Raw genomic sequence first — 23,772 nt, forward strand, 5'->3', positions numbered from 1 at the left:
ACGATGCTGAGCCTAGACCGGAGCGGGTTCCCCCAGCCTCCGACGGCCCGCAGGCGCTTGAAGATTGTTTGCCCATCGTGTAACTTTGCGCACAATGCAAACTTCTCCCGCTCTCGCCGCCCCGCCGCTGATGTCCCACCGGCAGATTCTCTTCGTCATCTTCGGACTGATGGCCGGAATGTTCCTCTCCGCCCTCGATCAGACCATTGTCGGAACATCGATGCGCACCATCGCCGACGACCTCGACGGCATGGCGCTGCAGGCCTGGGTGACGACCGCCTACCTGATCGTGTCGTGCATCAGCACGCCGATCTACGGCAAACTCAGCGACATTTTCGGGCGCCGCCCGCTGTTCCTGATCGCGATCACGATCTTCCTCATCGGCTCGCTCCTGGCCGGCCTGGCGAACTCGATGTACGAGCTCGCGATCTTCCGGGCCATCCAGGGGCTCGGCGCCGGCGGCCTGATGGCTCTCCCCCTGACGATCATGGGCGACATGCTGGCACCCCGGGAGCGGGCGAAATACCAGGGGTACTTCCTGGCCGTCTTCGGGGTCTCCAGCGTGATCGGCCCGCTCATCGGCGGCGTCCTGTCGGGCTCGGACACGATCCTCGGAATCACGGGCTGGCGGTGGGTCTTCCTGATCAACCTCCCGATCGGCATCATCGCCCTCGCAATCGTGCTGAAGTTTCTACACGTTCCCCACTTCGCCCGGCCCGTTCGCATCGACTGGTGGGGAGCGGTGACCGTGATCCTTGCAGCCGCGCCGCTGCTGCTCGTGGCCGAGCAGGGCCGCACCTGGGGCTGGGGTTCGATCCCCTCGATCGCCTGCTACGTGATCGGACTCTTCAGCATCGCGGCCTTCATCCTCGCCGAGCGGCTGATGGGCGACGACGCGCTCATCCCGCTGAAACTGTTCCGTTCGTCCACGTTCAGGATGGCGACCATCCTGGGCGTCTTCGTCGGCTTCGGCATGTTCGGCGCCATGATGACGGTGCCGCTCTACCTGCAGCTCGTGAACGGGGCCACCCCGACGGAGAGCGGGTTCCTGATGCTGCCGATGATCGCGGGCCTGATGATCTCCTCCATTGTGAGCGGCCAGCTGATCGCCCGTACCGGCCGCTACAAGGTTTTCCCCACCATCGGCACTGCCTTCATGTCGGCAGGCTTCCTGCTCTTCACATTCGCCACCGCCGACAAGCCGGTCGGATTCATGATGGCCGGGATGCTCCTGATCGGCCTCGGCCTCGGCCAGCTGATGCAGACGCTCACCATCGCCAGCCAGAATTCGGTCGGCCCTCGGGATATCGGCGTGGCCACATCCGCCGCGACGTTTTTCCGCCAGATCGGCGGCACGCTCGGCACCGCCGTGCTCTTTTCGGTGCTGTTCACCCGCATCCCCGACACGATCGGCGCGGCCTTCGACAACCCGACCATCGTCTCCGGGGTCAGGGACGCTGCAACGGACCCGGCCGTGCAGGCCGACCCGGCGAACACCGGCATCCTGGCCCTGTTGGCCAACCCGGGCAGCGTGGGCGGCGCCCTCGACGGCGACACCTCGTTCCTCAACACGGCCGACCCGCGGCTCGCAGAGCCGTTCCTCGTCGGCTTCAACGACGCATCCGTCACCGTCTTCTGGGTGAGCCTGGCCGTCGTGCTGGTCGCATTCGTACTGAGCTTCTTCCTCACGGCGCCGCCGCTGCGCAACACCTCCGCCCTGCAGGAGGCCGCGGACGAGAACGCGGCCGAGCTGACCGCGCAGGCCGAGCTGACCCGGGACGCGCAGCGGGCCGCCGACAGGATGGGCGCCCTGGTCGAGCCGGGGATCGACGTCGACGAGTTCGAGCGCGAGGCCCGCACCCAGCCCCGCTAGCACCCGAACGAATTCGACGGAGATTTTGCTCCTACCGCCCCATTTAGGCCTCAAATCGTCACTTTGTGGCAAAATCTCCGTCGAATGCGCACAGGGCGCGCAGTCACGGATGGCCCGGTCCGGGCGTTGGGGAATTGTGGGGGCCGTCGGGGCGTTGTATTGGTAATGCGCATTGTTATTGCAGGTGGACATGGAAAAATCGCCCGGCAGCTCACGCGGGAGCTCACGAAGAACGGCCACGAGGTCCTCGGGCTGATCCGCACGGAGGAACAGAGGGCGGACCTCGTCGCTGACGGAGCCGTTCCGGTGGTGTTCGACCTCGAAAAAACCTCATCGGCCGAGGCGGCGCACCTCTTGGCCGGTGCCGACGTCGCGGTGTTCGCCGCGGGCGCCGGAGCCGACGGCAGCGAGGAGCGCCGTCAGGCCGTCGACTTCGGCGGCTCCGTGCGACTGGCCGACGCGGCTGAGTCCGCCGGCGTGGCGCGCTTCATCCAGATCTCGTCGACCGGCACCGAGAAGGTGCGGGACGGTCAGACCCCGGCGGATGTACCGGCGGACTTCCTGGGCTACCTGCAGGCCAAACTGGCGGCCGAGGAAGACCTGATCGCTCGGCCCCTGGCTTGGACGATCGTTCGCCCCGGCGGCCTCGTCGACGACGCAGGAACCGGACTGGTGCGCCTGAACCCGGCCGGCCCCGGCCTGCCGGAAGATCGCGCGACTGTGCCCCGCGCGGACGTCGCGGCCGTGCTGGCCGCACTCATCGAGACCGGCGCCGCCGAGCGCCGGGTGCTGCACCTGGTCTCCGGCGACGAACCCGTCGCTGTCGCCGTAGCCGCGTTCGCCTAAGGCTTCGGCCGCCAGGCGGGCCCCCGCCGGTCGACCCGGTGCACCTTCAGCCGACCCAGCGCCGGCCCTCCGCACAACACCGCGGGGGGCCGGCGCTTGAATGCGCGATAGATGTCTGGCAGTCTGTGAGAGCGCTCTCATCAGTGAGATGGTGGAGCCTTCGCCGGCCGGAACATCCGCCGGAGTGAATCCAATGGAGGATCGCATGCCCCTCGAGACCATCATTCAGCCCACCGGCCGGGGCGAGATCCCGTTCGACCCCGCAGATGGCACTGACCCTGCGGAGGGCACCGTCCGGGGCGGACCGGTCGATCTGGACGGGCGCCGGTTCTACCGGATCGAGGCCTACGACCAGATGCCGCCGTTCTTCATGACCCTCGTCGGCGCGAGCAACGTCTGGCTCTTCATCTCGAGCACGGGCGGCCTGACGGCAGGACGGGTCGACGCCGATCGGGCCCTGTTCCCGTATTACACCGACGACAAGGTCACCGAGAGCGGCGGCCGAACCGGTGGGCTCAGCGTGCTGCTCGTTCGACGCCCCGACGGGACCGGGATTCACTGGCAGCCGTTCGCGGAGGTGCGTCCCGGCGATCAGGCCGTGCAGCGCACGCTGTACAAGGACGCCCTCGGCACGACCCTGGTCTTCGAGGAGACCCGCCCGGATCTCGGCCTGCGCCTGCGCGTGACCTGGCAGACGAGTGCCCGCTTCGGCGTCGTGCGCAGCTGCGCCCTGACCTCGCTCACCGACCAGAAGCTCACCGGCGAGCAGCTCGGCGAAACGCTCGACGTCGACCTCCTCGACGGCCTGGCGAACATCCTTCCCGCCGGAGCCCTCAAGAAGACGCAGAACGAGCTGAGCGTGCTGCTGGACGCCTACAAGCGGGCCGAACTCGACTCTTCTACGGGCCTCGGGCTGCTGACGCTGAACGCGACGCTCTCCGACCTCGCTGAGCCCAGCGAGTCGCTGCAGGCCAACGTGGCCTGGCAGGTAGGGCTAGGCAACGCCGAGCACCTGCTCTCGATCAGCCAGGTGGCTGCCTTCGCCCGGGGCCGGGGCATCACCGCCGAGACGGATGTCCGCGGCCAGCGCGGCGCTTACCTCGTGCACGCGCGGATCACGCTGGCCCCCGGAAGCACGCAGCGCTGGCAGATCGTCGCCGACGTCAACCAGGACGCGGCCGATGTCGTCGCCCTGCGCGAGAAGCTGCGAGATCCCGCCGGGCTCGCCGAGGAGCTCGCGGCCGACATCGTCGGCACCCGGTCCGACCTGGAGACGATCCTCGCGGCCACCGACGCCGCCCAGCACAGCGGCGACGAGCTCGCGACCATCCACCACACCGCCAACGTGCTTTTCAACACGATGCGCGGCGGCGTTCCCGCCGAGGGCTACACGGTGGAGTTGAGCGACGTGCGGGCGTTCATCATTCAGCGGAGTCAGTCGACCGCCCAGCGCTGCGCCGGCGTGCTGGCGGCGCTGCCCGAGCGGCTGCGCGCCGACGAACTCATCGCCATCGCCCAGGAGCACGGCGACGTAGACCTGTGGCGCCTCGCCACGGAATACCTGCCGCTCACGTTCAGCCGCCGGCACGGCGATCCGAGCCGGCCGTGGAATCAGTTCCGGATCGTTCTGAAAGACGAGAGTGGCATCCGTCGCCTGGAATACCAAGGCAACTGGCGGGACATCTTCCAGAACTGGGAGGCGCTGGCCTGGTCATTCCCCGAATACGTGGAGTCGATGGTCACGATTTTCCTTGACGCCACGACCGCCGACGGCTACAACCCGTACCGGATCTCTCGCGAGGGCATCGACTGGGAGGTCCCCGAGCCCGAAGACCCCTGGGCCAACATCGGTTACTGGAGCGACCACCAGATCATCTACCTGCTCAAGTTGCTCGAGACCTCCCGCCGCTTCCACCCGGGGCGCCTCGACGCGCTCATCAACCGGGCGGCCTTCACCCACGCCGACGTGCCGTACCGGATCGCCGCCTATGCGGACATCCTCACGGACCCGTACAACACCATCACCTTCGACGACGAGCGGCAGCGCACGATCACGCGGCGGGTCGCCGAGGAGGGCTCGGACGGTCGGCTCGTGCACGGTGCCGACGGCGACCTCGTGCGGGTAACGCTGGCCGAGAAGGTGCTGCTGCTCCTGCTGGCCAAGCTCGTCAATCTGGTGCCGGACGGCGGCATCTGGATGACGACCCAGCGCCCGGAATGGAACGACGCCAACAACGCGCTCGTCGGCCGTGGCCTGTCGGTGGTCACCCTCGCCTATCTGCGCCGCTACCTCGTCTTCGTGCAGGACCTCCTGACGGTCGACGTCGAGCTCTCGAGCGAGCTCGCCGGACTGCTCACCGCGGTGCGCGACGTGCTCTTCGAGCATGCGGACGGCCTGGCCGTCGGGTTCGATTCCACTCGCCGCCGGGCCGTGATGGACGGCCTGGGCGAGGCAGGGACCGCCTATCGCGAGCGGGTCTACGCCGGGTTCGGTGGGGAGCGGTCGGCGGTCGCCGCGGGAGACGTCGCCGAGCTGCTCGATCTGGCTCGGCGCTTCATCGAGTCCGGCCTGCATGCCAACCGGCGGGACGACGGGCTCGTGCACTCCTACAACGTGCTGGAGTTCGGAGACAATGGGGCCGATGTGCGACGGCTCGCGGAGATGCTCGAGGGCCAGGTCGCCATCCTTTCCTCCGGCCTGCTCGGCCCGGAAGAGACGCTGGACCTGCTCGGTGCCCTGCGCACGAGCCGGCTGTACCGCGCCGACCAGCACAGCTACATCCTCTATCCCGACAAGGACCTTTCGTCCTTTCTCGCCCGCAACACCTTCAGTGCGGCACGGGCCGCCGACTGCCCTCTCGCCCTGCGCCTCATCGCTGCCGGCGACCGCAGCATTGTTGTGCGGGATGTTCAGGGCGACCTGCACTTCGCCGCCCACATCCGAAACGCCAGGGGCGTTTCGGAGGCGCTCGACCGGCTCAGCGTCGACCCGACGCTGCAGGGCGCCGTGGAACAGGACCGGGCCGAACTGCTCACCATCTTCGAGGAAGTCTTCCGGCATGCGGAATTCACCGGGCGCTCCGGCTCGTTCTTCGCCTACGAGGGCCTCGGCAGCATCTACTGGCACATGGTCGCGAAGCTGCTGCTCGCGGTGCAGGAGACACTCGACCGGGCCGTCGCCGAGCAGGCGGATGAAACTTCGATCCAGGGGCTGATGGCGGCGTACGAGGACGTGCGTGCCGGCATCGGCTACCGCAAGGATCCGCTCACCTACGGTGCGTTCCCCACCGATCCTTACTCGCACACGCCCGCCGGCCAGGGCGCCCGGCAGCCGGGGATGACCGGGCAGGTCAAAGAGGAGGTGCTCACCCGCCTGGGCGAGCTCGGCCTGCGGGTCGAAGACGGTCGCATCCGTTTGCGGCCCACCCTGCTGCGGGCCGGCGAGTGGACCACGGCTCCCGGCACGTTCGCCTACCGGGATGTTCTCGGCGAGCAGCACAGCGTCGAGCTACCCGCGGACACGCTCGCGTTCACGTTCTGTCAGGTCCCGGTCGTGTTCCACCGCGGCGGCCCGCTCGAGATGGTCGCACACCTCGCCGACGGCGCCCAGGTGCCCGGTCCCGGCGGCACGCTCGACGCCGACGTGAGCGCGAGCGTCTTCCGCCGCGACGGCCGGGTGCGCTCCCTCACGGTGACCGTACCGGACCAAGACGGACTCTGACCGCCGAGCCAGGAGAGAGCGCTCTCTTGACAAACCATCGATGCGCGCACTAACGTAAGCACCACCACGTGAGAGCGCTCTCACGGCACAATGAGAGCGACCTTGCATCCACCCATCAGCACGCACACAAGGGAGTGACCGTGAAGCGTTTCCCGCGCACCACACTTGCAGTAACAGTCGCCGGAGCAGCATCCTTCGCACTGGTTCTATCCGGTTGTTCAGCGAACGCCGGCGGAGAGCAGTCGACCGACGAAAACGTCAAACTGACCGTCGCGACGTTCAACGAATTCGGCTATGACGACCTGTTCGCCGAGTACGAGAAGGCCAACCCGAACGTCACCATCACGCACAAGAAGGCCGCCACCTCCAACGAGGCCCGCGACAACCTCACGACCCGTCTCGCCGCAGGCAGCGGCCTGAGCGACATCGAGGCCATCGAGGTCGACTGGCTGCCGGAACTGCTCCAATACTCCGACCAGTTCATTGACCTCGCCTCTGACGACGTCGACGAGCGCTGGCTCGACTGGAAGACCGAGGCCGCGACGGATGCCGACGGCCGCCTGATCGCCTACGGCACCGACATCGGTCCGGAAGCCGTCTGCTACCGCTCCGACCTGTTCGCCGCCGCCGGTCTTCCGACCGACCGCGCCGAGGTTGCCGCACTCCTCGGCACCAGCTGGGAGAGCTACTACGCAGCCGGTGAGAAGTTCGCTGCTGCCGGCACGAACGTGCCGTGGTTCGACTCTGCCGGAGCCACCTGGCAGGGCGTCGTCAACCAGATCCCCAACGCCTATGAAGAAGAAGACGGCACCATCATCGCCACCGGGAACCCGGAGGTGAAGAAGGCCTACACGAGCGTGCTCGAGGCCAGCAGCACGCTGTCCGCGCACCTCGGACAGTGGAGCGACGACTGGACCGCCAGCTTCCAGAACGACGGCTTCGCCACGATGCTCTGCCCGGGCTGGATGCTCGGCGTGATCTCCGGCAACGCTGAAGGCGTCGCCGGCTGGGACATCGCCGACACGTTCCCCGGCGGCGGCGGCAACTGGGGCGGCTCGTACCTGACCGTTCCCGAGCAATCCAAGAACCAGGCCGAGGCCCAGAAGCTCGCTTCCTGGCTGACCGCCCCGGAGCAGCAGCTCAAGGCGTTCGCGTCCAAGGGCACGTTTCCGAGCCAGCTCGAAGCCCTCGAGAGCGACGAACTCCTCGGCGCCACGAACGAGTTCTTCAACAACGCGCCGACCGGTGAGATCCTTGCCAACCGCGCCGCCGCTGTGGACGTGACCCCGTACAAGGGCGAGTTCTACTTCGCGATCAACGACGCCATGCAGCAGGCGCTCACCCGCGTCGAAGACGGCACCATGACGGCTGACGAGTCGTGGGCTCAGTGGGTCACCGACGTCGAGTCGCTCGGCTAACCAGCACCATCCCGCCGGTCGGGCCTGTCGAGACCACCTGGTCCCGGCCGGCCCGACCCCGGTCTCGACCGGCTCACCCGGGCCTCGCCAAGCTCAACCACCGAAGGACTTTCATGACTACCGTTGCCGCTGTCGAGGTGAATGCCCGCAGCATCCGCCGCATCGCCCTCAGCCACACACTGAGCCGCTGGGATGTGCGCTTCTCGCCCTACCTCTACATCTCCCCCTTCTTCCTCGTCTTCGCCGTCATGGGCCTCTTCCCGCTGCTGTACACGGCGTGGGTGTCGGTGCACGACTGGAACCTCATCGGCGGCCAGGGCGACTTCGTCGGCCTGGAGAACTTCGTCACGGTGCTGAGCCAGGGATACTTCTGGAACTCCCTGCGCAACACCTTCAGCATCTTCCTGCTCTCGAGCATCCCCCAGATCATCGTCGCGCTCGGCATCGCCGCCGTGCTCGACTTCAACCTGCGCGGAAAGACCTTCTGGCGCATGGGCGTGCTCCTTCCCTACGTCGTGGCCCCGGTCGCCGTCGCACTCATCTTCAACGACCTCTTCGGCGACAAGTTCGGCTTGATCAACAGCGCGATCATGAGCCTGGGCCTCGAGCCCGTGCGCTGGCACGTCGACGTGATCCCCAGCCACCTCGCCATCGCCACAATGGTGAACTTCCGCTGGACCGGTTACAACGCCCTTATCTTCCTCGCCGCCATGCAGGCCGTCCCGCGCGATTACTACGAGGCCGCCATCATCGACGGCGCCAACCGCTGGCGCACCTTCGGGTCGATCACCCTGCCGCTGCTGCGACCGATCATCATCTTCGTCATCCTGACCTCGACGATCGGCGGGCTGCAGATCTTCGACGAGGCACGCATGTTCGACAACGTCGGCCAGGGCGGAGCCAGTCGCCAGTGGCAGACGCTCACCCTGTACATCTACGAACTCGGCTGGAACCAGCGCAACTTCGGCCGGGCGTCCGCCGTGGCCTGGCTCCTGTTCCTGATCATCATCCTCATCGCTGTCATCAACTTCCTCATCACCCGTCGCATCGCGGGCACCGGCGACCGCAAGCTGCGCGTCCGCGCGAAAGGCATCTCATGAGCAAGACCATCATCGGCGGGCACGACCGTCGGCCGTCCCTCTGGGTCTACGGCATCCTGATCGCGGTTATCCTCGGCTCGGCCTTCCCGATCTGGTGGTCGTTCCTGATCGGCAGCCAGGATGCCTCCGCGCTGAACCAGAACGGGATGATGTGGATCCCGGGCGGTAACTTCATCGCCAACGCGGCCACGGTCATCGACAGCATCCCGTTCTGGACGGCGCTCGGCAACAGCATCATCGTGTCGTCCGTGGTGTCGCTCAGCGTCGTGATGTTCTCGACGCTCGCCGGCTACGCCTTCGCCAAGCTGAAGTTCCGCGGCCGGGAAGGTCTGCTCATCTTCGTGATCGCGACCATGGCCGTGCCGACCCAGCTCGGCGTCGTGCCCCTGTTCATCGTCATGTCGAGGCTCGGCTGGACCGGCAGCCTCTGGGCCGTCATCGCGCCCGCCATGGTGACCGCGTTCGGCGTGTTCTGGATGACCCAGTACCTGCGCGACGCACTGCCCGACGAGCTGATCGAGGCGGTGCGCATGGACGGAGCGTCGATGATCCGCAGCTTCTGGCACATCGGTCTCCCGGCCGCCCGCCCGGCCGCGGCGATGCTCGCCCTGTTCACGTTCATCGGCACCTGGACCAACTTCTTCTGGCCGTTCATCGTGCTCGGCCCCGGCAACCCGACCCTCCCGGTTGCACTGCAGCAGCTGCAGGCCGCCTTCTACGTCGACTACTCGCTCGTGCTGGCCGGCGTGGTGCTCTCGATCATCCCGCTGATCCTGGTCTTCATCTTCCTGGGTAAGCAGCTCGTGGCCGGAATCATGCAGGGCGCGGTCAAGGGATGACCTCGTTCGGAACACTCGAAACAATCACCGAGAATATGGGTATGACCTCACACGTTCGTTCCTTCCCGCCCGAGTTCCTCTTCGGGGCGGCGACGGCCGCCTACCAGATCGAGGGCGCCGCCCATGAGGACGGCCGCACGGATTCCATCTGGGACACGTTCAGCCGCGTGCCGGGTGCTGTCCTCAAGGCCGACAACGGCGACGTCGCCTGCGACCACTACCACCGCTATCAGGGCGACGTCGCCCTGATGAAGGACCTGGGGCTGCAGACCTACCGCTTCTCCACCTCCTGGGCCCGGGTGCGTCCCGACGGCGGGCCGGTCAACCCGAAGGGCGTGGACTTCTACTCCCGCCTGGTCGACGAGCTCCTCGGCGCCGGCATCAAGCCGTGGCTGACCCTCTACCACTGGGACCTGCCGCAGGCCCTCGAGGAGAAGGGTGGCTGGACCAACCGCGACACCGCCGCACGCTTCCGGGACTACGCCCTCACCGTGCACGACACCCTCGGCGACCGCGTGGGCGTGTGGACCACTCTCAACGAGCCGTGGTGCTCCTCCTTCCTCAGCTACACCGCCGGCGCCCACGCGCCCGGGCGCCAGAGCCCCCGGGACGGCCTGGCCGCCGCACACCACCTGCTCCTGGGGCACGGCCTCGCCGTCGAGGCGCTGCGCGAACGCGACTCGAAGCTCGAGCTCGGCATCACGCTCAACCTCACCGTCGCCAAGCCGGTCGATCCGACGCATGCGGGCGACGTGGATGCCGCGCGCCGCATCGACGGGCAGTTCAACCGGATCTTCCTCGACCCGGTCTTCCGCGGCTTCTACCCGGAGGATGTGCTCCAGGACGTGGCCGAGTACGGGCTGACCGATTTCATCCACGAGGGAGACCTGGCCCAGATCAACCAGCCGATCGACACCCTCGGCGTGAACTATTACCACGGCGACCTGGTCAGTGATCGCCCGGCCGAACATCCGTTGCTCGCCCAGGCCCCGACCGACCGCCCCACCCGGTCGCCGTTCCCGGCGGCCGACGGCGTCTACGACCACCCGCAGGGGCTGCCGCTGACCGCCATGGAGTGGGAGGTGCAGCCCGACGGGCTACGCGAACTGCTCGTTCGCGTGAACACCGACTACGCCGCCCCGACCGGCACGAGCCTCTACGTCACCGAGAACGGCGCGGCGTTCGACGACGTCGTCGCCGCGGACGGCAGTGTTCCGGATGCCCGGCGCACCGTATTCCTGACCGACCACCTGGGCGCCATCCTCGACGCGATCGATGAGGGAGTCGACGTCAAGGGCTACTTCTACTGGTCGCTGATGGACAACTACGAGTGGGCCTGGGGCTACGAGAAGCGCTTCGGCATCGTGCGGGTCGATTACGAGACCCAGGAGCGCACCGTCAAGGACAGCGGACGTTCTTACGCCGAGATCATCCGCAACCGCGCCCTCTCCTGAACCGGAACCGCGAGGGATGCGGGCAAAATATAATGGCGTCATGATAACGAGTGTGCGCCAGGTCCGTCCTTCGCAGCCCACCCTGGAAATGGTGGCCGAGGTGGCCGGGGTTTCCCGGGCCACCGTGAGCCGGGTCGTGAACGGGTCTACCAGGGTCAGCCCAGAGATCGTCGCCTCGGTGACGGAGGCCATCAACCAGCTCAACTATGTTCCGAACCGGGCGGCCCGCTCGCTCGCGAGCCGGCAGACCGAGGCCGTGGCCCTGGTCGTGCCTGAGGATATGACCCGGTTCTTCGGTGACCCCTACTTCGCCGCGGTCGTGCAGGGCATCACCCGCCGACTCGACCAAAGTGATTACACGCTCAACCTGCTCGTTGCGTCGAGCGACCCACGGCACAAGACTCTGCGCTACCTGCGCTCGGGCAACGTCGACGGGGCGCTCATCATCTCGCACCACACCGGCGACGACTTCGTGGCCGAACTCGACAAGACCATGCCGGTGGTCTTCGGCGGCCGGCCGTCGAACGCGGACAACCTCGCCGCCTACTTCGTTGACGTCGACAACGCGGCGGGCGCCGAGACGGGCACCCAGCACCTCGTCGACATCGGGCGCCGCCGCATCGGCTCGATCGCCGGCGCGGTGGACATGCCGGCCGGCATCGACCGCCTCACCGGGTTCGAGCGCACGCTGGAGCGGGCCGGGCTGCCCGCGGATGCCGTCGAACTCGCCGACTTCACGGCCGCCGGTGGCGCGGCAGCCACCCGCCGGCTGCTGGAGCGGTGCCCCGACATCGACGGCCTCTTCGTGGCGAGCGACCTGATGGCCACCGGGGCGGTGGATGTGCTGCGTGAGCTCGGCCGCTCTGTGCCCGGCGACGTGGCCATCGTCGGGTTCGACGACAGCCCGGCCGCGACGAGCGGCCCGGTGCCGCTGACCACGGTGAGCCAGCCCTCCGAGGAAATGGGCTACGCGATGGCGGACATTCTGCTGCGCCGGCTCGCCGCCGACGAGAGCATGCCGCACCGCACCCTCATGCCGACCCGTTTGGTGCTACGCGAGTCGGCGTGACACGCGCGGCTTCCCCGGTGCGGGTGCTGCGCCGTTGCGCGCGTGGCGCGCCGGCAGCGTAGCGGCGCAGCACCCGCGCACCGGCAATACCGGCGGGACGGGCAGGACGGGCAGGGCGGTCAGGCCAGCTGAGGCATGACCTCGCGGGCGATGAAGTCCAAGTGGCCGAGGTCGGACAGGTCCATGATCTGCAGGTAGACGCACTCGACCCCGTCGTGGGCGAGGGCGCCGAGGCGGTCCACGACCTCGGACGCCGTGCCGGCCACGCCGTGCGCCCGCAGCTCGGCCGGTTCCCGGCCCACGGCCGCGGCCCGGCGAATGAAGTCTGCCTCGTTCGCGCCCGCGACGGCGATCAGCGCCGCCGAGTACACCAGCTCACGGGGATCGCGACCGATGGCCGCGCATGCAGCGCGCACGCCGGCGAACTTGGCCGGGACATCCGCGAAATCCGGGAACGGCAGGTTGAACTCGGTGGCGAAGCGGGCAGCCAGGGCCGGGGTACGCCTGGCGCCGCCACCGCCCACGATCACCGGGATGCGGGCCTGCACGGGCTTGGGCAGGGCGGGCGAGTCGACGAGCGTGTAGTGCTCGCCGGCGAAGCTGTAGCGGTCGCCGACCGGGGTCTCCCAGAGCCCGGTCACGATCTCCAGCTGCTCCTCGAGCATGCCGAACCGTTTGGCAGGGAACGGGATGCCGTTGGCCAGGTGTTCCTGCTCGAACCAGCCGGTGCCGAGGCCGAGCTCGACCCGCCCGCCCGACATCTGGTCGACCTGCGCCACCTGGATCGCGAGGATCCCCGGCGGACGGTAGGTCACCGACGAGACCAAAGTGCCGAGGCGGATGCGCCGGGTCTCCCGGGCGAGGCCCGCCAGGGTGGTCCAGGCATCCGTCGGCCCCGGCAGCACGGGAGCCGTGTCTCCCATCGCGAGGTAGTGGTCGGAGCGGAAGAACGCGTCGAAGCCGAGCGTCTCCGTGGCCTGGGCCACGGCGAGGATGTCGTCGTAGGAGGCACCCTGCTGCGGTTCGGTGAAAATGCGAAGCCTCATGCTCCCAGCCTCGCCCCGGGCCGGTCGGCGCCGAAATCGAACAGCGCCGGCTGGGCCGGCTCCGGCGCGGCCGGCTCGGGCACGGCCGGCTCGAATCCGCCGGGCAGGAACTCCACCGCGGGCAGCAGCGCGAAGCGCGTGCGCATGACCTGGATCGACTCGGGGTTCTGGTCCACCAGCACGAAGCGGCGGCCGAGGGCCGCGGCAACCGCGCCCGTCGTGCCGCTGCCGGCGAAGAAGTCGAGCACCCAGTCCCCCTCGCGGCTGGACGCCTGGATCATACGGCGCAGGATGCCGACGGGCTTCTGGGTGGGATACCCGGTCTTTTCCTTGCCGGTGGGCGACACAATCGTGTGCCACCAGACATCCGTCGGCAGCTTGCCCTTCGCGACCTTCTCGGGGGTGACCAGACCGGGCGCCATATAGGGCTCACGGTCGACCGTGGTCGAGTCGAAGTAGTACCGGGCCGGGTTCTTCACGTAGACCAGGATCGTGTCGTGCTTGGTCGGCCAGCGGTTCTTCGACTTCGCGCCGTAATCGTAGGCCCAGATCAGCTCGTTCAGGAAGCAGTCCCGGCCGAAGAGGGCGTCGAGCAACACCTTGGCGTAGTGCGCCTCGCGGTAGTCGAGGTGCAGGTAGAGGGTGCCGTCATCGGACAGGAGGCGCCAGGCCTCGATCAGGCGCGGCTCGAGGAAGGCCCAATAGTCCTCGAACTGGTCGTCGTAGCCGAGCAGGTCACCCTTGATCCGCTCATACCGCTGGCCCTTGAAGCCGGTGATGATGCCCGCGGCGTCCGCACCCAGGGCGACGGATACCGGGCTCGCCGGTGCGCGCACCGACGTCGTGGTCTGCCGGTTCTGCTTGCGCCCCGTGTTGAACGGCGGGTCCAGGTAGATCAGCGTGAAGGCCGCGTCGGGCAGCTGCGGCAGAACCTCGAGGTTGTTCGCGTGGACGACACGGCTGGGGGAGGAGGGAGACCACGCGATCGGCATTCCTTCATTGTGTCAGGCAGCCTACGCTGAGGGGATGACACCAGATGCAGCATCCCCGGAAACGACCGGGGAATCCGACTCGGTCGTATTCCGTCACGAACCGGCCCTGGCCCGGTACACGCTCGAGCTCGCCGGCACCACCGTGGGCTTCGCCGACTACGAGGTCGCCGGCCAGGATGTGCTGTTCACCCACGTCGAGGTGGACCCGGCGCACCGGGGCGAAGGTCTGGCGGGCATCCTCGTCGAGCAGGCGCTCGACGATGTTCGCACCCGCACCACGCTCACGGTCGTGCCGGTGTGCCCCTACGTTGTGCGCTGGATCGACCTGCACGCCGAGTACCAGGACCTGCTCACGCGCGGACGGTAGCCCGCGTATTGACGGCCCCGTGGCCTAGGGAACCCGCCCGATCCACTCCTCGGTGCCGAACTTGGTCTCTACCAGCTCGGTCGCCCTGGCATATTCCGCTTCGGTGATCTCTCCGGCGACGGCGCCATAGAGCCCGGTGAAGGTCGCCTTCATCCGGTCGATGATCGCATCCCGGCTGAGGCCGGTCTGGCTGCGCAGCGGGTCGACGCGCTTCGCGGCGCTCGTGATGCCCTTGTCGCTGAGTTTCTCCCGGCCGATGCGGAGCACCTGCACCATCTTGTCGCCGTCCATGTCGTAGCTCATGGTGACGTGGTGCAGCACGGCGCCGCTGCCGAGACGTTTCTGCGCGGCCCCGCCGATCTTGCCCTTGGGGCTCGTGATGTCGTTCAGCGGCTGGTAGTAAGCGTCGATGCCGAGGGATTTGAGCGCCGTGAGCACCCACTCGTCGAGGAATGCATAGGAGTCAGCGAACGTCATGCCCTGAACGAGGTCGGTCGGTGCGTAGATCGAGTAGGTGATGACCGAGCCGGCTTCCATGAACATGGCGCCGCCGCCGCTGATCCGGCGCACGACGGTGAAGCCGTGCTTGGCGGCCTGGACCGGGTCGACCTCGTTCTTTAGGGACTGGAAGCTGCCGATGACGACGGCCGGCTCCGTCCATTCCCAGATCCGCATCGTGGGGTTGCGGCGCCCCTCGCCAACCTCGATCGCGAGCACCTCGTCAAGCGCCATCTGCATGACGGGAGCGACAGCCTTGGTGTGGATCAGCTGCCACTCGTAGTCGCGCCAGCCGCTGGCCTGGGCGAGGGAGCGACGGATGGCCACCGCCACCGATTCGGGCGAGAACCCGAGCAGCGTGGCATGGGCCGGGAGCGCGGCGCGCACTGCGGCGGCGATGCTGACCGCGTCGCTGTCGGCGGACAGGCCGTTCACGGCCGCGTTGATGTCGCCGAGCGCACTGTCGGGCTCGAGGAAGAAATCACCGGCCAGCCGGAAGTCGACGATCGTGTTGTCAACGACATCGAGATCGACGACGACGAGCTTGCCGCCTGGAACTTTATATTCACCGTGCATGACGCCAGCCTAATCGGCGCGCACGGCAAAACGTTTGGCCAGCCACCCGATCAGGTCGTCGAAGACATCCTCACGGTTCGTCTCGTTGAACACCTCGTGGCGGGCACCGGGGTAGGTGATGACCCGGATGTCCCGAAGTCCCGACCGCCCGGAATAGGCCCGAACCAGCCTGCGAGCGCTGCGCTCCCCGCCCACGATGTCGTCACCGCCGACCAGGATGAGCAGCGGCAGGCCCGGCGGCAGGTCGCGGCCCGGCCTGCCGAAGAGGCGCGCCGCCTCTCGCAGCCCGAACAGCTTGGCCAGCGGGGTCGTGGTCGTGAGCGGGTCGGCGATGAAAGCGCGGGCCACCTCTGGATCGCGGCTGAGCCACTCCACCCCGGTGTCGCCGAGGTGCTTGTGTCGGCGGTTGAGGTCGCCGCTGTCCAGGTAGCCGGGCATCCGGTAGGCCGTGCCGCTGAGCACGACCGCGTCGTAATCGGCGGCGTGCGCGTTGACGATCATCTGGACCATGAAGGACCCCCAGCTGTGGCCGAGCAGCACGAGCGGCAGGTCAGGGTGAGTGGCGCGGATGATCCCACTCAGCTGGCGTACGCCGGCCACTGCCGCGCGCAGTCCGCCGGGGCCGAGGCGGCCGAGGCGGGACAGGTCGCCGTCATACTGGTGCACTCCGGTCTGGCCGTGGCCGCGGTGGTCGTCGGCGTAGACCGTGTAGCCGGCCGTGTTCAGTCGGGTGGCGAGCTCCGCATACCGCTGCGCATGCTCACCGACCCCGTGAGCGAGCTGCACGATTGCCCGCGGGCGATCGACCGGCCAGGTGAAATACGTGATCGAGACGCCAAAGTCATCCGTGTAGGTAGGCACGAGGCCAGTCTGGCAGGACTCGCCCCGCGCGTCTCTGGATTCCGGTTCTTTGCCGTCGATCCTGAACTAGGCTGCGAGCAGGGAATACTTAGCGAGGCTAAGTGGTTAGGGTGGGTAGCTATGGAATCTTCACCGACATCTCACGTGCTTGCGCCGGAGGTCTCCCCTGGTCGACGTGCGACGGTAGCCGAGTTGAGTCACGATTTCCGGCTGGCCAACGGCCGGCTGGCCCGCCGCCTGCGGCAGGAGAAGGCCGACAATGAGCTCAGCTCGAGCCAGTTCTCGGCCCTCGGCACCCTGTTTTTCCATGGCCCGTTCACCCTCCGCGAGCTCAGCGAACGCGAGCGGGTCACGCCGCCGTCGATGAATCGCACGGTCAACGCGCTGGTCGAGGCTGGCCTCGTGAACCGGGCCGGCTCTGCCGACGACGGCCGCAAGGTGGTGCTCACGGTGACCGACCAGGGGCGCACCCTGATGCGGGAGACGCGCAAACGCCGGGATGCCTGGCTCGCCCAGCGCATCGTCACGCTCAGCCCCGACCAGCGCCGGATCCTCACCGAGGCCGTCGACATCATGAAGGAACTCGCCAACAGTTGAACAACATGTTTCGCTCCCTGAGCATCCCGAACTATCGAATCTGGTTCGCGGGGGCCCTCGTGTCGAACATCGGAACCTGGATGCAGCGCACGGCCCAGGACTGGATCGTGCTGACCGAACTGACCGATTACAACGCCACCGCGGTGGGCATCGTGATGGCTTTGCAATTCGGGCCCCAGCTCGTGCTGATGCCCTGGTCCGGCCTCATCGCGGACCGGTTCAACCGGCGCAGACTGCTCATCCTGACGCAGACCCTGATGGGCCTGCTCGCCCTCGGCCTCGGTGTGATCACCGTCACCGGAGTCGCGGAGCTGTGGCACGTCTACCTCTTCGCCCTGGGCCTCGGGATCGTCGCGGCGATCGACGCCCCCGCCCGCCAGACCTTCGTGTCGGAGCTGGTCTCCGACAACGACCTCCCGAACGCCGTGGCCCTCAACTCCGCATCGTTCAACGGCGCCCGGCTGATCGGACCGGCCACCGCGGGGCTGCTCACGGTCGCCGTCGGCGCCGGCTGGGTCTTCATGATCAACTCGGCGACGTTCGCGGCGACGGTGCTCGCGATGACTCTTCTGCGCACCGTTCAGCTGAGGCCGCAGCCGCGGGCCACCCGCGAGCGGGGACAGCTGATGGCTGGCTTCCGGTACGTGTCCCGCCGGCCAGACATCATCGTCGTGTTGATCACCGTCTTCCTGGTGGGCACCTTCGGCTTCAACTTCGCGATCTTCACGGCAACGATGGCCACGGTCGAGTTCGGCATGGGTGCCAGCGAGTTCGGGCTGCTCAGTTCGATCATGGCCATCGGCTCCGTCGCGGGCGCGCTGATGGCCGCCCGTCGCGGCCGGCCGCGGCTGCGTCTGGTCATCGTCGGATCCTTCGCGTTCGGCCTGTCCTGCGCTGTGGCCGCGGTGATGCCCAACTACCTGACCTTCGCGATCTCCCTGACCTTCGTCGGCCTGTCCTCGCTGACCCTGATGACCACCGCGAACGCCTACGTGCAGACCACGACGCGGCCGGCCATGCGCGGCCGGGTGATGGCGCTCTATATGGCGATCTTCGCCGGCGGCACGCCACTCGGGGCGCCCCTGGTGGGCTGGGTAGCCGACCAGTTCGGCCCGCGCTGGGCGCTGGGCGTGGCCGCGCTCTCGGGCCTCCTCGCGGCCGGGGCGGTGCTCTTCTGGATGGTGCGCTACCGCAGCCTGCGGGTACGGTTCCGCCGGGGCATGACCCCACGAATGCGGGTGCACCACGACGGAGACGGCCGCACCGCCGAGACCGCCACCCGCGAAATCGCGATCGTCGAGGCCACGGCGACGCGCTAGCGGAGTGAGACCCGACGAGCCTGGCGGCAGTTCTCCCCGAACGAATTCGACGGAGATTCTGCCCAAATCGTTGCCATAAGGCCCGAAAAAGCAGGTTTCGCTCAGATTCTCCGTCGAATTGGTTCAACACCGGACACCGCGCCCCCCTTGCTGAACAGAGTCCGCGCGGTGCAGCCGGCTCTGAGCCTGTGGGGCGCAACACAACGAATCGCTTGGCATCCACTCGGCTGACGGATGCCGGTCAGCGCACGCCGTTCATCAGCCGCAGGATCGGTCGGGCGATCAGTGCGAGCAACAGCCCGAGCACGATCGCGACCCCGCCGATCACGCTGAAGTAGACCGTCTCCGACACCGATGTGTACCACTCGGCGAGCCAGCCGGACACCGCGGTGCCCAGGGCGATCGAGAGGAAGAACAGCGCGACCATCTGGGTCTTGAAGGGTTCCGGGGCGAGCCGCGTCGTGACGGCCAGGCCGACCGGTCCGATCAGAAGCTCCGCCACCGTGAGCACGAACAGGATCGCGATCATCGCGAGCAGTGGCGTCGAATTCGGGCCGCCGTCGACGAACGGGAGGAACAGCAGGAACGCGGAACCCATCAGCGCGGTGCCGAACGCGAACTTGACCGGGGTGGACGGCTGACGGGAACCCCAGCGCGTCCACAGCGCGGCGAAGGCACCCGAGAGCAGGATGATGAAGACCGGGTTGAACGACTGCACCCACGACACCGGCAGCTCCCAGCCGAACACGTCGCGGTTGAGCCGTTCGTCGGTGTAGATGGTCACCACCGTGAACTGCTGCTGGGAGAGGGACCAGAACGCGGCACTGGCCACGAACAGCGGCATGAACGCGTAGACGCGTTTGCGCTCGAGGGCGGTGATCTGACGGTTGCGCAGGATGACCACGAAGTAGCAGACCGTGGCGATCAGGGTCAGCGCGATAACGATGGTGACCAGGCCGGATGCCGTGATCACGCCGAGCAGGACCAGCACCACGATCACGGCGGTCGTTGCGATCGCGGCCCAGAGGTAGCCGGCGTGGCGCGACGCCGGCAGCGGGTTCGGCACCTCGTGCACGATGGCCGGCAGGCGCTTGCGGCCGAAGGAGTACTGCACCAGGCCGATCGCCATCCCCACGGCGGCGAGCCCGAACCCGTAGTGGAAGCCGAGGGTCGTCTGCAGCAGGCCGGTCAGGACCGGCCCGAAGAAGGCACCCAGGTTGATGCCGAGGTAGAAGAGCGAGAAGCCCGCGTCGAGCCGAGGGTCGTCCTTGGCGTAGAGCGCGCCCACGACGCTGGTCGCGTTGGCCTTGAGCCCGCCGCTGCCCAGCGCGATCAGGATGAGCCCGGTCGCCACGCCGCCGAGGCCCGGCAGGAGAGCGAGTGCCACGTGCCCCACCGCGATCACGATGGCGCTGCAGAAGAGCACCCGCTCCGAGCCCACCAGGCGGTCGGCCACCCAGGCTCCCAGAATGGTCGACAGGTAAACGCCGCCGCCGTAGGCCCCCACGATTCCTGCCGCGGTGGCCTGCGGGATCCCGAGGCCGCCGTCGGCCGCGGAGTAGTACAAATAGAGCAGCAGGATGCCCTGCATCCCGTAGAACGAAAACCGCTCCCACATCTCGACGCCGAACACGTTGGCGAGGGCGCGAGGCTGTCCGAGGAAGCTTCGGTCGTCACGGGTGGGGGATTGTTCAACGACCGAGCTCATTGCTTGACCTTACCGTGTGCCCCCAGACCTGGGGGCATCGGCAGGGTCGCGGCATCCGGCCCGGAGGGCACGGTACGATTTTGCCCGTACCGTTACGACGACCGGGAAGGGGCAACGTGGACACCTTCTCGCTCGTTTCCCTCCTCAGCGAGGTGCTGACTCTGATCGGCCTGGCCGTCGGCGGGGCACTCTTCGCGGCCGGTCTCGTCGCGCGCGGCGTGAAGGGTCGCTGGGTACTGACGGATGGCGTCATCGCGTCCTCCCGGGCCGGAACGGTCATCCGCTGGTTCGACCGTGACGGCGAGGTGCACGAGTGCCCGGCGAACACACACGAGACGCACGGGCTCGCGCCCGGCGACGACGTGCCGGTCTGGTTCAGCCTCCGCACCCCCTCCCGGTGTCGCACCCACACCCCGGAGGCCGAGGGCCGGGCACTGCGCCTGACCGGCCTGATCCTGCTCGGCATCGGTGCCGCGTCCGGCGTGCTCGGCATCGTGCTGCTCTTCATCTGAGATCCTCTGCGTTCGCACGGAGCCCGCCGCCGTGACCAGGCCCGGTCAGCGCTCGGAACGACCTCTCCACCCCGGCCACGTCCGGTTCGCAGCGTGGAGAACCGGAGGCGGACTGCCGCCGGTTCACGCAACTCCAGGGGAACCACGCAATGTGCTCAATCCTGATCGCGGCGGCCGCGGCCAGTGGACCGAGGAATCACTGACCGCCTTCGCCGGGTCTCCCGAGTTGGGTGTGAGCACACTCGAGCTGGACACCCATTTGTCCAGTGCCAACCAGGTGGTGGTGTGGCACGACGACGTGATGACGTCCAGCAAATGCGCCGACGCCGCGCCCGCGTTCCCCGGCGACTCGGCCTTTCCCTATGCCGACGACCGGGTGCGCGACCTGAGCCTGGCCGAGATCCGCACCCTGGACTGCGGCTACCAGCAGTCGCCGGGCTTCCCTGAGCAGGCGAACACCCCCGGCAGTCGGATCGGTCAGTCCTGCAGAGCTTCGACTGGGCGTCACTGAACCTCACCCGGCAAATCGCCCCGGATCTGACCCTGGGGGCCCGATCGAGCGGGGATTCCTGACCGGGCGTCGGGCAGCCCGAATCCAGCCCGAACCTAGGCGGCCTCGGCCTCCCAGTCGTCCCGTGGACGGTGAACGAGACCGCGGACTTGACCAGCCTGAGTGCGGCCTGAAGGTGCCGGCGGCGTATACCCGGTGACGGATGCGCCCCGGGCGCTGGTGCGCATCGGGCGCGTCGTGTAGCGTGTGGTCAGACCACACCGCCCGACGCATGATCCCCGCCGGGCACACCGCATGCCACCCCAACGTCGAGGAGGAGCCCATGAGCATCGAACGCCGTGCCTGGGAAGTCGTGTTGCAGAACATCGAGCTGGATCTCCTCAGTGGGCGACTACGCCCGGGTGACCATCTCCCGCCCGAGCGGGCCCTCGCCGCCGAGCTGGGCGTCGGACGGTCCAGCGTGCGCGAGGCCATCCGGGTGCTCGAAGTGCTCGGGCTGCTTCGCACGTCCGCCGGGTCGGGGCCCACGGCGGGTGCGATCATCGTGGCCCTGCCCGGCGGCGGCATGTCGGCGCTGATGCGTCTGCAGGTGGCGGCGCAGGGGTTCCCCGTCTCTGACGTGGTCAAGACCCGGCTGGTGCTCGAGGCCTCGGTCGTGACCGAGCTGGCGGAGGCATCCGCCCAGGCCAGTTCCACCATGGACGCCAACGCCTCCCTGCACCCCGACCTGACGACGCCCGAGCTGCTGCTCTGCGCCATGGAGTCTCCCGCGCTGACCGAGGGGGAATTCCTGGCCCTCGACGCCGCGTTCCACCTGGCCCTGGCCACCGCATCGGGCAACCAGGTCGTGACCGCCACGATGGCGGGGCTGCGCAGTGCCATCGAGGGCTATGTGCGGGCGGGCGCGACCAGCCTCACTTCCTGGCCCGACACCTCCGCCCGACTCCGCACCGAACACCGCGCGATCCTCGGCGCGATCGAGGCCGGCGATCCCCCGGCCGCCCGCAGCCTCGTGCAGTCCCATATCGCGGGTTACTACGCCGAAACCCACCTTGCCAACCACCTGCCCGACCTCTTCGCCAACGACCACACGGATGCCAACGGGCACCCGGTGGCCCGATAGAAAGGACCCTTCGACCATGGTTCAACGACGCATCCCGAAGATCAAAGACCTTGCCCCGCTGATGCACTTCAAGACCCCCGAACTGAACGCGAAGAAGCGCCGCCTCGAGGGCGCGCTCACCATCTACGACCTGCGCGACATCGCCAAGAAGCGCACCCCCAAGGCCGCGTTCGACTACACCGACGGCGCCGCCGAGGCTGAGCTGTCGCTGGGCCGTGCCCGCCAGGCCTTCGAGGACATCGAGTTCAACCCGTCGATCCTGCGGGACGTGTCGGCCGTGTCGACGGGCTGGGACGTGCTCGGCGCCCCCGTGGCCCAGCCCTTCGGAATCGCCCCGACCGGGTTCACCCGGATGATGCAGACCGAGGGTGAGATCGCGGGCGCCCACGTCGCGGCCCGGGCCGGCATTCCCTTCTCCCTGTCGACCATGGGCACCACGTCGATCGAGGACGTCAAGGCCGCGAACCCCCACGGGCGCAACTGGTTCCAGCTCTACATGTGGAAGGACCGCGACCGCTCGATGGCGCTCGTGGACCGGGCCGCGAAGGCCGGCTACGACACCCTGCTGGTGACTGTGGACGTGCCCGTGGCCGGCGCGCGCCTGCGCGACAAGCGCAACGGTTTCTCGATCCCGCCGGCCCTGACCGCCGGAACGGTCATCAACGCACTGCCGCGGCCGGAGTGGTGGATCAACTTCCTCACCACCGAACCGCTCGCCTTCGCCAGCCTCGACCGCTGGAGCGGCACAGTCGCCGACCTGCTCGACACCATGTTCGACCCCACCGTCACCTTCGAGGACCTGGCCTGGATCAAGGCGCAGTGGCCCGGCAAGATCGTCGTCAAGGGCGTACAGAGCCTGGCGGATGCGCGCACGCTCGCCGACCTCGGCGTGGACGGCATCATCCTCTCCAACCACGGCGGGCGCCAGCTCGACCGCGCCCCGATCCCGTTCCACCTGCTGCCGAACGTCGTGCGCGAGGTCGGCAGCGAATACGAGGTGCACCTGGACACGGGCATCATGAGCGGCGCCGACATCGTCGCGTCCGTTGCCCTCGGTGCCCGCTTCACCCTGATCGGCCGCGCCTACCTCTACGGCCTGATGGCCGGCGGCGAGGCCGGCGTCGACCGGGCCGTCCAGATCCTCTCCGAGCAGGTCTCCCGCACCATGCGACTGCTCGGCGTGAACAGCCTGGAGGAGCTCGAGCCGGGCCACGTCACCCAGCTCGCACGCCTCGGCCGCATCGCGCAGCCGGTGGCGGCATCCGTCGGCGTGTAGTGTCGTGGCCGCCCGGCCGGTCGCACCTCGCCGAGTGTCGGCGTTTGTGCCGAGCTGACCCGTTCC

Annotated in this window: 20 protein-coding genes; 15 read left to right on the top strand and 5 right to left on the bottom strand. The window is 68.1% G+C overall.

The genetic code is table 11. The features are described 5' to 3' along the window. Nucleotides 1–94: 94 nt before the first annotated feature. The 8 genes from E3T25_RS14970 to E3T25_RS15005 all read left to right on the top strand — a co-directional run bounded on the left by E3T25_RS14970 (nt 95) and on the right by E3T25_RS15005 (nt 12,320). Nucleotides 95–1,873, top strand: a complete 1,779-nt coding sequence (locus tag E3T25_RS14970; protein ID WP_233191231.1) for an MDR family MFS transporter — start codon at nt 95–97, stop codon at nt 1,871–1,873. 165 nt (nt 1,874–2,038) lie between these two features. Next, nucleotides 2,039–2,719, top strand: coding sequence for an NAD(P)H-binding protein (locus E3T25_RS14975; protein ID WP_134375157.1), 681 nt, complete (start codon nt 2,039–2,041; stop codon nt 2,717–2,719). Between the two features lie 205 nt (nt 2,720–2,924). After that, on the top strand, nt 2,925–6,440 hold the full coding sequence (locus tag E3T25_RS14980) for a hypothetical protein (RefSeq protein ID WP_134375159.1): 3,516 nt from the start codon (nt 2,925–2,927) through the stop codon (nt 6,438–6,440). Nucleotides 6,441–6,580: 140 nt separating this feature from the next. Next, the gene (locus E3T25_RS14985; RefSeq protein WP_104099954.1) at nt 6,581–7,858 is read left to right on the top strand and encodes an ABC transporter substrate-binding protein; all 1,278 of its coding nucleotides are present in this window, start codon (nt 6,581–6,583) and stop codon (nt 7,856–7,858) included. 113 nt (nt 7,859–7,971) lie between these two features. Next, complete coding sequence (locus E3T25_RS14990) at nt 7,972–8,958, top strand: carbohydrate ABC transporter permease (protein ID WP_104099904.1); 987 nt, start codon at nt 7,972–7,974, stop codon at nt 8,956–8,958. Next, nucleotides 8,955–9,797, top strand: coding sequence for a carbohydrate ABC transporter permease (locus tag E3T25_RS14995; RefSeq protein ID WP_104099905.1), 843 nt, complete (start codon nt 8,955–8,957; stop codon nt 9,795–9,797). The genes E3T25_RS14990 and E3T25_RS14995 overlap by 4 nt, the downstream gene beginning before the upstream one ends. 41 nt (nt 9,798–9,838) lie before the next feature. Continuing rightward, nucleotides 9,839–11,251: a GH1 family beta-glucosidase gene (locus E3T25_RS15000; RefSeq protein WP_104099955.1), complete on the top strand. Its 1,413-nt coding sequence runs from the start codon at nt 9,839–9,841 to the stop codon at nt 11,249–11,251. Between the two features lie 40 nt (nt 11,252–11,291). Then, nucleotides 11,292–12,320, top strand: coding sequence for a LacI family DNA-binding transcriptional regulator (locus tag E3T25_RS15005; protein WP_134375161.1), 1,029 nt, complete (start codon nt 11,292–11,294; stop codon nt 12,318–12,320). Between the two features lie 119 nt (nt 12,321–12,439). Here the strand turns inward: E3T25_RS15005 and E3T25_RS15010 are convergent, their stop codons facing one another. After that, nucleotides 12,440–13,366 carry an LLM class F420-dependent oxidoreductase gene (locus E3T25_RS15010; protein ID WP_134375163.1) on the bottom strand — a complete coding sequence of 309 codons (927 nt, stop codon included), beginning with the start codon at nt 13,364–13,366 and terminating at the stop codon, nt 12,440–12,442. Next, complete coding sequence (locus tag E3T25_RS15015; RefSeq protein WP_134375165.1) at nt 13,363–14,358, bottom strand: DNA-methyltransferase; 996 nt, start codon at nt 14,356–14,358, stop codon at nt 13,363–13,365. Before E3T25_RS15015 ends, E3T25_RS15010 begins: the two co-directional genes overlap by 4 nt. 34 nt (nt 14,359–14,392) lie before the next feature. Here E3T25_RS15015 and E3T25_RS15020 point away from each other — a divergent pair, with 34 nt between their 5' ends. Next, the gene (locus E3T25_RS15020) at nt 14,393–14,725 is read left to right on the top strand and encodes a GNAT family N-acetyltransferase (RefSeq protein WP_104099909.1); all 333 of its coding nucleotides are present in this window, start codon (nt 14,393–14,395) and stop codon (nt 14,723–14,725) included. Nucleotides 14,726–14,749: 24 nt separating this feature from the next. Here E3T25_RS15020 and E3T25_RS15025 read toward each other — a convergent pair whose 3' ends face one another. After that, on the bottom strand, nt 14,750–15,799 hold the full coding sequence (locus tag E3T25_RS15025; protein ID WP_104099910.1) for a lipoate-protein ligase LplAB: 1,050 nt from the start codon (nt 15,797–15,799) through the stop codon (nt 14,750–14,752). A gap of 9 nt (nt 15,800–15,808) precedes the next feature. Continuing rightward, the gene (locus tag E3T25_RS15030; protein ID WP_104099911.1) at nt 15,809–16,660 is read right to left on the bottom strand and encodes an alpha/beta fold hydrolase; all 852 of its coding nucleotides are present in this window, start codon (nt 16,658–16,660) and stop codon (nt 15,809–15,811) included. Between the two features lie 192 nt (nt 16,661–16,852). On the opposite strand from E3T25_RS15030, the gene E3T25_RS15035 reads away from it, so the two are divergent. Then, complete coding sequence (locus E3T25_RS15035; protein WP_233191233.1) at nt 16,853–17,257, top strand: MarR family winged helix-turn-helix transcriptional regulator; 405 nt, start codon at nt 16,853–16,855, stop codon at nt 17,255–17,257. 5 nt (nt 17,258–17,262) lie between these two features. Then, on the top strand, nt 17,263–18,576 hold the full coding sequence (locus E3T25_RS15040; protein ID WP_134375167.1) for an MFS transporter: 1,314 nt from the start codon (nt 17,263–17,265) through the stop codon (nt 18,574–18,576). Between the two features lie 241 nt (nt 18,577–18,817). Here the strand turns inward: E3T25_RS15040 and E3T25_RS15045 are convergent, their stop codons facing one another. Continuing rightward, a complete protein-coding gene (locus E3T25_RS15045) occupies nt 18,818–20,284 on the bottom strand; it encodes a peptide MFS transporter (RefSeq protein WP_134375169.1) in 1,467 nt (488 codons plus the stop codon). 116 nt (nt 20,285–20,400) lie between these two features. Here E3T25_RS15045 and E3T25_RS15050 point away from each other — a divergent pair, with 116 nt between their 5' ends. The 4 genes from E3T25_RS15050 (at nt 20,401) to E3T25_RS15065 (ending at nt 23,706) form a co-directional block, all read left to right on the top strand. Next, a complete protein-coding gene (locus E3T25_RS15050) occupies nt 20,401–20,796 on the top strand; it encodes a sortase (protein WP_104099914.1) in 396 nt (131 codons plus the stop codon). Between the two features lie 151 nt (nt 20,797–20,947). Then, on the top strand, nt 20,948–21,307 hold the full coding sequence (locus E3T25_RS17570) for a glycerophosphodiester phosphodiesterase family protein (protein WP_233191235.1): 360 nt from the start codon (nt 20,948–20,950) through the stop codon (nt 21,305–21,307). Nucleotides 21,308–21,629: 322 nt separating this feature from the next. Next, the gene (locus E3T25_RS15060) at nt 21,630–22,430 is read left to right on the top strand and encodes a FadR/GntR family transcriptional regulator (protein ID WP_104099915.1); all 801 of its coding nucleotides are present in this window, start codon (nt 21,630–21,632) and stop codon (nt 22,428–22,430) included. A 16-nt stretch (nt 22,431–22,446) separates the two neighbouring features. Further along, complete coding sequence (locus tag E3T25_RS15065; RefSeq protein WP_134342538.1) at nt 22,447–23,706, top strand: alpha-hydroxy acid oxidase; 1,260 nt, start codon at nt 22,447–22,449, stop codon at nt 23,704–23,706. Nucleotides 23,707–23,772 lie beyond the last annotated feature (66 nt).

It is taken from the genome of Cryobacterium sandaracinum, assembly GCF_004403415.1.
GTDB lineage: Bacteria > Actinomycetota > Actinomycetes > Actinomycetales > Microbacteriaceae > Cryobacterium > Cryobacterium sandaracinum.